This window comes from Candidatus Sororendozoicomonas aggregata (assembly GCF_031528575.1).
In the GTDB taxonomy this organism is placed as follows: Bacteria; Pseudomonadota; Gammaproteobacteria; order Pseudomonadales; family Endozoicomonadaceae; genus Endonucleibacter; species Endonucleibacter aggregata.
Genome location: NZ_JAVLSP010000108.1, coordinates 1 through 11,261, shown reverse-complemented (window position 1 = coordinate 11,261; position 11,261 = coordinate 1). Strand labels below are relative to the sequence as shown.

Annotated in this window: 6 protein-coding genes; 3 read left to right on the top strand and 3 right to left on the bottom strand. The window is 42.9% G+C overall.

What is annotated here, in order from left to right; genetic code table 11:
• Positions 1-592: 592 nt before the first annotated feature.
• Positions 593-1,924, top strand: coding sequence for a YjiH family protein (locus tag V4C51_RS15575; RefSeq protein WP_330927101.1), 1,332 nt, complete (start codon positions 593-595; stop codon positions 1,922-1,924).
• Positions 1,925-2,156: 232 nt separating this feature from the next.
• Here the strand turns inward: V4C51_RS15575 and V4C51_RS15570 are convergent, their stop codons facing one another.
• The 3 genes from V4C51_RS15570 to V4C51_RS15560 form a co-directional block, all read right to left on the bottom strand.
• Positions 2,157-3,860, bottom strand: coding sequence for a hypothetical protein (locus tag V4C51_RS15570; RefSeq protein ID WP_330927100.1), 1,704 nt, complete (start codon positions 3,858-3,860; stop codon positions 2,157-2,159).
• Positions 3,861-4,561: 701 nt separating this feature from the next.
• Entirely contained in the window at positions 4,562-6,670 is a 2,109-nt protein-coding gene (locus V4C51_RS15565; protein ID WP_330927099.1) for a HEAT repeat domain-containing protein, read from the bottom strand.
• Between the two features lie 798 nt (positions 6,671-7,468).
• Complete coding sequence (locus tag V4C51_RS15560; protein ID WP_330927098.1) at positions 7,469-8,146, bottom strand: DUF2278 family protein; 678 nt, start codon at positions 8,144-8,146, stop codon at positions 7,469-7,471.
• Between the two features lie 777 nt (positions 8,147-8,923).
• Between V4C51_RS15560 and V4C51_RS15555 the strand changes: the two genes are divergently transcribed.
• Positions 8,924-10,006, top strand: coding sequence for a beta-N-acetylglucosaminidase domain-containing protein (locus V4C51_RS15555; RefSeq protein WP_330927097.1), 1,083 nt, complete (start codon positions 8,924-8,926; stop codon positions 10,004-10,006).
• Positions 10,007-10,086: 80 nt separating this feature from the next.
• Complete coding sequence (locus V4C51_RS15550; protein ID WP_330927096.1) at positions 10,087-10,548, top strand: ProQ/FINO family protein; 462 nt, start codon at positions 10,087-10,089, stop codon at positions 10,546-10,548.
• Positions 10,549-11,261: the final 713 nt, after the last annotated feature.

Below are 11,261 nucleotides of genomic sequence, written 5' to 3'. Positions count from 1 at the left end.
TGTCGGACTTAAGACAATTTCGGCCTAAAATCCAGAAAGCGCGAGAAAGCGCGAGAAAGCGCGGCCAGAATTTCCGATCAATTTGCTTAAATAGGTCAATTATTCGCACAAATTGATCGAAAATTCTGACTCGCTCTACTGAATTTTATGCTCGAAAGCATAAGTCCAACAGGCTCCTAGCGTTCAGATTGTCGGCGCAATAGCCTGGCTAGAATAAACCATTGGTATTAAGTAGTATGAAGACCTCCTAGTATCCGTTAGTCGAGGTAGAAAAACACAAGAAGACACGGGATACAATGTAATGTTTATTCTTTTTAGCTTCAAAAAAACTATAGTTATAACTATAAAAATTATAACATTGACCGGCCAAAAATAACTGAGATTTATGCGTATTATGACATTAAAGCGACATTTGTCTTATTTTTGCGTGGCCTGCCCACAGGTTGCAAAAGTAATCTTTATAAATGCATAATTAATCAACAGGGCGCACACTATAGACCCTGTATACTTGCCCAAGAAAAACTCTGAGCCATTGAAAGAGAGACAGGTTTCATACATGCAGTCATCCTCAACCACAAAGCAGTCATTTGGAATGGCTACCTTTTTGACATTCTTATTGCCCTCACTGACAGGCTTGTTTTTATTTGTCATTCCGGTGAGCTATGCAGGTGATATCACTATCCCTATCGCTATTTTGGCCAAGCTTATTCAGTCCACTTTCAGCGACTCATTAGTTGGTATTATCACGTTCATTATTGCCACAATGGGTGTCATGACCCTGTTCACAAAAATATTTACACCCGCTTTTATCGAGAACAGACCTTTTTTGAATGGCCTGCTGAATGTTTCACCACTATGGCTCATTATTCGTGTGTCCGGCGCTCTTTTTGTACTGCTCAGCTACTTTAAAGTCGGGCCACAAGCCGTATGGTCAGCTGCAACCGGCGGCATGGTATTAAACGACTTATTGCCCGTTCTGTTAAGCGTCTTTATTTTTGCTGGTCTGCTACTGCCACTGCTGATGAACTTTGGCTTGCTGGAGTTTATCGGTACACTGCTCACCAAAGTCATGCGCCCTGTTTTCCGGCTGCCAGGACGCTCAGCCATAGACTGCATTGCTTCATGGCTTGGCGATGGCAGTGTTGGTATCCTGATGACCAGTAAACAGTACGAATCCGGCTTTTATACACAGCGCGAAGCTGCTGTTATAGGTACAACATTTTCCACGGTTTCTATTACTTTTACTCTGGTGGTTATTGCACAGGTTGGCCTTGAGAGCATGTTTCCTTCCTTTTTGCTGACAGTTGCCCTTGGGTGCATCGTGGCAGCAATAATTGTCCCAAGGCTTCCGCCTCTGTCAAACAAGAAGGATGTATTTATCAATGGTCAGGCACGGGAGCACGACCAGGAAGTGATCCCTGCCGGTCGTAGCGCGTTTTCCTGGGGAATGCAAAAAGCACTGGAAAAAGCCGATACCATAAAAAGCCCTGTTCATGTCATCACAGATGGCTGTAAAAATGCCATTGATATGGTGTTCGGCATTCTTCCCGTAGTAATGGGTATTGGTACCATTGCTTTGATCATTACAGAGTATACCCCTGTCTTTAACTACCTCGGTATGCCCTTTGTGCCCTTGTTGGAGTTACTGCAAATTCCTGAAGCGACAGAGACCTCCACAACCATGGTTGTAGGCTTTGCCGATATGTTTGTGCCCTCTATTATGGCAGCTTCCATCGACAATGAAATGGCTCGTTTTGTCATTGCGGCTCTTTCTTTGACCCAATTGATTTACCTGTCAGAAATTGGTGCATTGCTGTTAGGTAGCCGTATTCCTGTCACCCTTTGGGAGCTGTTTGTGATTTTCATTTTGAGAACACTGGTCACCTTACCTGTTATTGCCGGCATGGCCCATTGGTTGTTTTAAAACAGTGATGAGATTGAACATAGGTTCTGTTGAAAAAAGAACGTAATAATCTCTTTTGGTACTGGGCCTGTCGAAGCTAGGAGCCTTCGACTCGGCTCAGGATGAACAGAAAGCGTTAACGCTACTTAAAAACTACAATCGTCGTCTTTAAAACGGCTGCTTTTTTGGCGACTGTTGGCGGGGTTCGTTCACCCCAGTCACCTTCTTTGGAGGCTCCCGGGGCTTCACTTACTTACCGCCGGGTAGTCGCTTGAAATCCCCCGAGTGTAAACTGGCCTTGCATTTCCATTAAAACTGAAACAGTTTCATCACCATATGCAAGCTTCAGCCTTGCAGACACCTCTTCTTCCGACAGAGTGCCTCCCAATTTCCTCAAGACAGAAACACGTTCACGAACATACGGAGTATTTGGACTTAACGCTTGCTCCAGCAATGCAGACGCAACTTTTTCCGGCAAAATGCCTCCCAATTCCCTCAAGACAGAGACACGTTCACTAATATACGGAGTAGTTGGACTTAACGCTTGCTCCAACAGTTTAGACGCGACGTCTTTTGGCAAAATGCCTTCCAATTCCCTCAAGACAGAAACACGTTCACCAACATACGGAGTAGTTGGACTTAACGCTTGCTCCAACAGTTTAGACGCAACGTCTTTTGGCAAAATGCCTCCCCTTTTCCTCAAGACAGAAACACATTCACCAACATACACAGTATCTGGACTCAACGCCCACTTCAGCCGTTCATTAAGAATGTTTTTTTCATTAAACCGGATTAAGTCCTTCAAATAGTGATGATAAAATACGGAGAACCAAACGGACCCATGGGCCATATGACATGCGAAACGGCTTTTCAGCTCTTGGTACTCAGAAAACGCTGTCGCAGCTAAACGCGGCTGCTGCCAGGGTTCTTCATAGGATGGATTATTTTCAAGCGCATAAACAACAGGCAGTAGAATCGCTTTCCTTAAAACGGGATCTTGTAATTTTTCAACCTGATTAATTAATCGCTGACAATCTTTAAGGGAAATCGTCTGCAACTGACTCCAGGGAAAATGATCAGATACTACACGTTTCATCAAACAGTCTGACGAGTAAAACCGGTAAAAATCATAAATTTCTTGAGAATAAGCGAGACTAACGACTTCATTGATTTCTTCAGTATCACTCAACTTTGACAGTTCAAGATTTTCTACCAAGCGTTCAAAGTAATAGGGGGTATCGCTGTTATTAGCCATGCCAAATTGCTTAAGCTGTCCGGTAAAATCAGTTTCTGCAACCTTGCGTAAAAAATATTTTTCAATGTGTTCAGTATGTTCAACGGTATTAGAGACAGTATCGCCAAGCAGTTTACCCATTAATGCAAACCATATTAACTGAGATTTATTATCAGGAAACCAACCATCGTGAGTTTTACCCTTTTTATGATTGCGATGATTGCGCTCAACAAAATGCATTAACAAATGAGCAAATGTATGTTGGTTTTCCAACAAGGGTTTTGGAATATCCGATAATTGAACCATCTCAACGTGAGAAAGCCTACCCGTTATCAAACAACATTCTTTTCGCTTACTCTTATCATACCATTGCAATGGTATATCAAAACGCTTGTCAATTAATGCAAGATCGTAGTAGTGCAACAGGGCTTTCTGAACATAGCCTCCATATTTCCCTGAGTAATAGGCATGGTATTTTTGTTTCAATTTGCTACCATATAAATCATTATCCATCAGAAATTGTCTGTACATCGCGTTTAGGTTCGCAACATAGTAAACAGAGTCTGCCGTGCTTTTTTTATCATCAGGTTCTAATTTTGCAACACTTTTTTTTCCAGAAAATTTTTTTTTATGTATGTCAGGAACGACACCATAAGCACAGGTATAATGCGCTCCACTAATAAAAAATGAAAGCAACACTAAGAGCAATTTTATTTTTTTCATCAACTTTCCTAATATCCTAAAGTATTTTTATATGGCGTAATACCAAGCGAAAATGATCTGCATGGAAATCAACTATACGCATAGCACTCAATCCTGCATCAAAGCCAAGCAACTAACAGCTCTGCTTATCAGGCTTACCCAGTAAGAATGTAGCTACAAATACACCAACTGTAGGAAATATTTTTAATATGAATGCATCCAACGCTAAACAAAAAAAATAAAGACATACTCTTCCCAAACAAGGTAAGCAAATACTCCGTGGCTCTGTTTCTTACAAGCCACCAAAAAATTATCCGTTTTTTGAGTCCGGCTTCACGCACGCTGGCAAGCGCCTTTTTTGGCGCGACTGCTGGCGACGTTCGTACCCACCAGTCCTGTTAAGCGCTAATACACATACACTCGTCATTCCCGCGAAGGCGGGAATCCACCAGAAAAGGACTCCCGCCTTCGCAGGAGTAACCAAAGTGATGGTTGTATGTATATTAACGATTGTTTGCGCCAGGAGCCTGTCGGGCTTATGCTTTCGAGCATAAGATTCAGTAAGGCGAGTCAGAATTTTCAATCAATTTGCGTGAATAGTTGACCTATTTAAGCAAATTGATCGGAAATTCTGGCCGCACTTTCTCGCGCTTTCTCGCACTTTCTCGCACTTTCTGGATTTTAGGCCGAAATTGTCTTAAGTCCGACTGGCTCTTAGTCACCTACTTTGAGGCTCCCGGGGCTTCACCTACTTGCTGCGGGGTAGTCGCTTGGAATCCCCCGGGTGTAAACTGACCTTGTGAAACAAGTTGATCACCGCAAGCTTCCCGTGTGGACACCTCGTCTTCCGGCAGAGTGTCTCCCAATTCCCTCAAAACAAAAACAGGTTGTTCTCTGGCATACAGACCATATTTAGTCTCCGCCTCCTTCAGCAGTTTAGACGCAACGTCTTTTGGCAAAATGCCTCCCAATTGCCTCAAGACAGAAACACGTTCACGAACATACGGAGTATTTGAACTTAACGCTTGCTCCAGCAGTTCAGACGCAACGTCTTTTGGCAAAATGCCTCCCAATTGCCTCAAGACAGAAACACGTTCACGAACATACGGAGTAGTTGGACTTAACGCTTGCTCCAGCAGTTTAGACGCAACGTCTTTTGGCAAAATGCCTTCCAATTCCCTCAAGACAGAGACACGTTCACTAACATACTGAGTAGTTGGACTTAACGCTCGCTCCAGCAATTCAGACACAACGTCTTTTGGCAAAGTGCCTTCCAATTCCCTCAAGACAGAGACACGTTCGCTAACATACTGAGTAGTTGGACTTAACGCTTGCTCCAGCAGTTTAGACACAACGTCTTTTGGCAAAATGCCTCCCAATTGCCTCAAGACAGAGACACGTTCACTATCATACGCGGTATTTGGACTTAACGCTTGCTCCAGTAATTCAGACGCAACGTCCTTTGGCAAAATGCCCCCCCTTTTCCTCAAGACGGAGACACGTTCACTAACATACTGAGTATTTGGACTCAACGCCTGCACCAGCAGCGTAGACGCACACTCTTCTGACACAGAGCCTCCCTTTTGCAACAAGTCGCGAACAAGCTGATCTTTATAATAGGTAATACCTGGAGTCAACGCCCGCTTCAGCAGTTCATTAAGAATGCTTTTTTCATTGAGCCTGATTAAGTCCTTCAAATAATGATGATAAAATACGGAGAACCAAACGGACCCATGGGCCATATGACATGAAAAACGACTTATCAGCTCTTGGTCTTCACAAAGCGCTGTTGCAGCTAAATACAGTTGCTGCCAGGGTTCATCATAGGATGGATTATTTTCAAGCGTATAAACAACTGGCAGTAGAATCGCTTTTCTTAAAACGGGATCTTGTAATTTTTCAACCTGATTAATTAATCGCTGACAATCTTCAAGGGAAATAGCCCGCAACTCTCTCCAGGGAAAATAATTAGATACCGCTTGTTTGATAAAAGTGAAAAGTGTACAAGTCTTCTTGGCGTTATCATCAATACCAGGGTTCTCATCGACTTCTTTAGTATCATCCCACCATTTCAACTGCTCAAAAGTTTCTATCAGGCGCCCAAAATAATCGGGGGTATCATTTTGATTGGCCAGGTCTAATCGCTCAAACTCCTTAGTAAAATCGGCTTCTACAACCCTGCTTAAGAAATATCTTTCACTCATTTCAGTGGTATTAGAGACAGCCCCGCCCCCGCCAAGCACTTCCGCCATTGATGAAAACCATATTAACTGAGATTTTTCAGCAGGAACCCAACATTCATTATTTTCATCCTTTTTATAGTTACGGTGTTCGTACTCAACAAAATGCATTAACAAGTCAGCAAATATCTGTTGGTTTTCCAACAAGGGTTTTGGAATATCCGACAATTTAACTAGCTTGAACGTCAAGCAAGGAACCCCTTCGTCCATTATTGAACAACATTCTTTGCTTTTATCCTCACAATACCACTGTAATTGTATATCAAAACGCTTATTAATTAATGCAAGATCGTGATAGCGCAACAGGGTTTGCTGGACATACCCCACATATTCCCCTGAGTAGTAGCTGTGGTATTGTTCATTCAATCTGCTACCACACAATTTATTATCCGACAGAAATTGACTGTACATCGTATTTAGGTCTTCAATATCATACATAGGGTCATCCGTGATTTCTGTATCATCAGGGTTTGAGTGTACTTTTTCAGTATTTTCACTATCTATGCCAGGGACTACACCATAAGCACAGGTATAATGTGCCCCAACAATAAAAAATGAAAATAATGCCAAAAGCAGTTTAATTTTTTTCATCAACTTTCCTAAAGTATTTTTATATGGCGTAATACCAAGTGAAAATGATCCGCATGGAGATCAATCCTGCATCAAAGCCTGACAACTAACCGCTCTGCTTATCAGGCTTACCCGTCAAGAATGTAGCTAAAAATACAACAACTGTAGGAAATTTTTTTAATATGAATGCATCCAACGCTAAACAAAATAAAATAAAGACATACTCTACTCAAACAAGGTAAACAAATCTTTCTGTGGCTCTGTTTCTTGCAAGGCGCAAAATATGAAACCCTTGAAGTAGTGCTTGAAATTCCGGTAAGCGCTTTGATGGAAGTGCACAACAATAGTCATGACCTCACTAAGTGAGAGCTTGGATCGGTATAGAGGCTTAGAGTCGTTAGATATGAGCTGTTTATGCCATTCTGGTTTAAAAATAAGGCAAAAATAATGCGAGATCACAGAATAAACTAATCAAAGACACAGCGCTCTGTTCACTGACGACCTGTTTTGGCATACAAAGTCTAGCCCGGATATTTCATAAACATGCTCCTGACCTTGCTTGCTCCTTGCGACTCTAAGGGCAGTTTATGAAATATCCGGGCTAGATTAGTGAGGGGACTCCGTGTCTCATTTCACTCGTCGAACTCACGTTATACCAGGAGCCTGTCCGAGAATAGACTACCCTACTGCGGTTGCGATAAATTGGTCTAAAAATTCCTGCTTCTTCGTCAAATAGCCCCACTATTATCCTTAGAAGCAGAAATTTTTATCCTCAATTTCTCGTAATCCTCGCTACGGGCGCTATTCTCGGACAGGCTCCTAGTTTTTAGTTAGGCACTCGCCATTTAAATCTGTTTTTAAACACTGCTGCTGGAAAGCAAAAAACACAGCGACATAGTGATCACTTCGATTGATAAACATCGCCCCATCCTGATAAGCACCATTATAGTGATGGTAATGATCTGAATTGGGTATACCCTGGTTTAGATGAACCATATCAACTCCCCTATTGGGCAGTGCTCCGGGATAATGTTTGTATCGCCTCAAGCCATAAGGCAGCATTTCTGGCGGTGTATGAATATATTCCTCACTCCTATACCTTCGCCCAAATACAAAGACCTCGGGTAAACCAAGCAGATAACTATCCAGAACTTCTTCTATTTCGTCTGCAGACAAACAGTCCGCATCCAGCTTATTGATGTCAAACAGAGGCTTGTGTATCAGGTCAATATTAAAGTTATCATGGCCACTGTTCAAATCTGTAAAACCTTTCTCTATTTCTTTGAAGTAAGAAATATATTCTTTATGATCAAAATCAGTATCGACATAGACTCGAACATTTGGCGTTGTTCTTGATTGAACATCTATGTTTACCTGATATTCTTCACCATTCAATTTAGTTATTAGATTATAGCGGGTTTCGTGAGACCTTTCGGAATAGTGATTTTCTTTATCAATCTCAACATTTGCCCTCAATACACCATAGTTATCAATCATAGCGTGATACTCTTATTGATAATATTTTGCTTTTTTCTTCAAAAAAGCAGGCTCATTCAACACCGTATTAATTAAAGATATTTCTGACATATTTTGGTAGAAACACCTATCCAGACTATAGACTTATATTACCTGAATGCAAGAAGCCTAATCATCAATAATAAACGACTTAAACGGTAAATATAATGTTGAATTTATGTATAAAAATAAAACCTGATCAACAATAGATAAACCCAATACTATCCAGTAATCAATACCTATGTAATTTAGTTCTAGCCGCACTTTCTCGCACTTCCTGGATTTCAGGCCGAAATTGTCTTAAGTCCGACAGGCTCCTAGCCGTGTCGTTTATTATGTGACAATCCAGCCATAGTTTTATCAACATATAATTTAATTCACATAATAAAATCAATGGAAAGCTAAACAAAGTAAACAGATCTTTCTGTGGCTCTGTTTCTTGCAAGGCGCCAAAAAAGTCACCCTTCTTTTGCACCCTTCTTTTGCAACCGGTTTGCGTTGGCTGACAGACTGCTTTTTTGGATAAGCTTGATTGTCTGGCTGTTTATGGTATACCAACCCTTACAGGCCGCCTTCAGCGTCTTTTCTTTCAATTCTGGTACGTAATTGGCACTATGAGAACCTTGGGCAGTTATTTCTCACTTCACGCCGTCACTTGACAAGGTGTCAAGAAAGAGTGCCCGAGATCAGGGGCTAGCAGACATTTTTCTGCACCTTGTGGTTTTTTGGACAGACACATAAAAAGCTGGGTAACAGTCAATGGCATTTACAGTGGGTGTGATTGAAGGAATGTATGATGAAAAGCATTCCTGGACCTGGGAGGCACGCCATGCCTATGCAGGCTTTTGTGCCAGACACGCATTCGACTTTTTTATTTATGCGCCGAAAAACGACCCCTACCTCCGTGAAAAGTGGCAGTTACCCTGGCCGGATGAGCATCTTGAGCAATTAAAGCGCCTGAGTAACACTTTCCGGGAGAAAGGCGTGAAGTTTGGTATCGGTTTTACCCCCTTTGAGGTGACTGAACTCGATGATACAACACGACAGGCGCTAAAGGCTAAAATCGCCCTGATCAATAGTATCAACCCCACCATGCTGTCAATTTTGTTTGATGACTTTAGTAACAATGTTGCTAACCTGGCTCAAAAACAGTCAGATATTGCTGAGTTTATTGCCGGTGAGAGCACTGCCAAACACTTTCAGATGGTTGGCACCTTTTATTCCCGCGACCTGTTGCTCGAAAGAGTGTACGGGAAAAAACCACCCCATTACTGGTCAGAGCTAGGGGCTGCGTTAGACCCGGCAATTGATATTTTCTGGACAGGCGACCATGTTATTTCTCTGGGCTATGATGAAGAAGGCTTGTCTGAAATTGCCGAGTGCTTTCAGCGAAAACCCTTTCTTTGGGATAATTACCCCGTCAATGACCCAAAATGGTTGCAGCATCGCCTGCCCGTCTATACATTTACCGGTCGCCCCTGGCAACTGTCGCGGTGGTGCGGAGGTCATGCTGTTAACCCAATGATTCAGCCTTATCTCTCCATGATTCCATTAGCGACCCTGGCTGAGAGTTACCGACAAAAAGACCAGTTTATTGTCCACAGCGCATTCAAGTCCGCGCTGAAAAGCCTCTGTGGTAAAGATCTGGCTAAAGAAATTCACGACAATATCATTCAACTTGCCCATGAAGGTCGTAGCTCTTTTCTGCCGGGGACGGTGAAGCGTCTAAAAAGTACCTTCAGTCAGTTTACCAGGCCAGAAGAACAACGCTTTACCTCAGAAATACTGAGCTGGCTCAGGAGCATTGACCACCCTCCACATAACGCAGATGCACCACAATAGCTAATATGAACAGACAGGCATAGATGTATATAATCTAAACTACGTTTTTAATGCTGAACGCAAATGGACAGTGCTGTACAATGACAGAGAAAAACCCTAAAACCTCACTACCAGCCATTCACGTACCCGATGAAGCAAAAGTGCTGCTGGAAAAGCTGGCAAGCAAACCCGAAGATGATGTAATGAATGCAGAAGCTTTGCGCGTGGTACGTGCTATCTGGCCAAAGGCATTTCACGTCTCTGCTCCGCAGCCGTTGAAAATTGGTATTCATAAAGATATGGAAAACGCAGGTGTTGTACCTGCCCATATTATCAGTAAAGCCCTGCACTTTTTTACCACGCTGGACCGGTATCTGGAGACCATCAAGCCAAAAGCAACCCGGATTGATTTGAAAGGGCAGCCTGCCGGGCAAGTGAGATTAAGGGAGGCGGTGGATGCGGAAATCAAACTGTTTTCTCTGGATACTACCAGGCAGTCACCGCAGCGGACACGTGTCGTTGTGAAAAAGATGCGATTGCTCGCAGTCAACAAAGCGCCTTGACGCACTCAGGTAGCAGCATTGTTACCGAGCGAGACAATGCTCTGGCTACCCGTTGACATCCTCCCACCTGAGCCTCGAAATGCTGTTAAGTGGCGAATGAACGTCACCTAAGCAGCACAATCTTCGAGGCAAAGCTTCGCAATGCCTGCGGTTGTTTCCTCCATCAAGCTAATGCTCTGGAAGGGGTTGCCCCTGCGCTATTTGATAAAAGGGAGAATGCCCCCTGGCTGATGAAAGAAAAAACTGTTTAAAAAAGTGATTTGTATTTTTTAGGAACCTGTCGGACTTATGCTTTCGAGCATAAAATTCAGTAGGGCGAGTCAGAATTTTCGATCAATTTGTGCGAATAGTTGACCTGTTTAAGCAAGTTGACCGGAAATTCTGGCCGCACTTTCTCGCACTTTCTCGCACTTTCTCGCACTTTCTCGCACTTTCTCGCACTTTCTGGGTTTTAGGCCAAAATTGTCTTAAGTCCGACAGGCTCCTGGTGCTGTTAAGCGCTAATACCCATATAGTCTTCATTCCCGCGAAGGCGGGAATCTGCCAGAAAATGGACTCCCGCCTTCGCAGGAGTAACCAAAGTGATGGTTGTAGTATATTAACGCTTGTTTGCACTAGTGGTGCTAAGCCCTAATATCTATCCCTTTGAAAATGTGGTTTAATCCGCATCTCCAGTAAGACATAAGTAAGTGGCAGGGATGCAGTTGAACCAC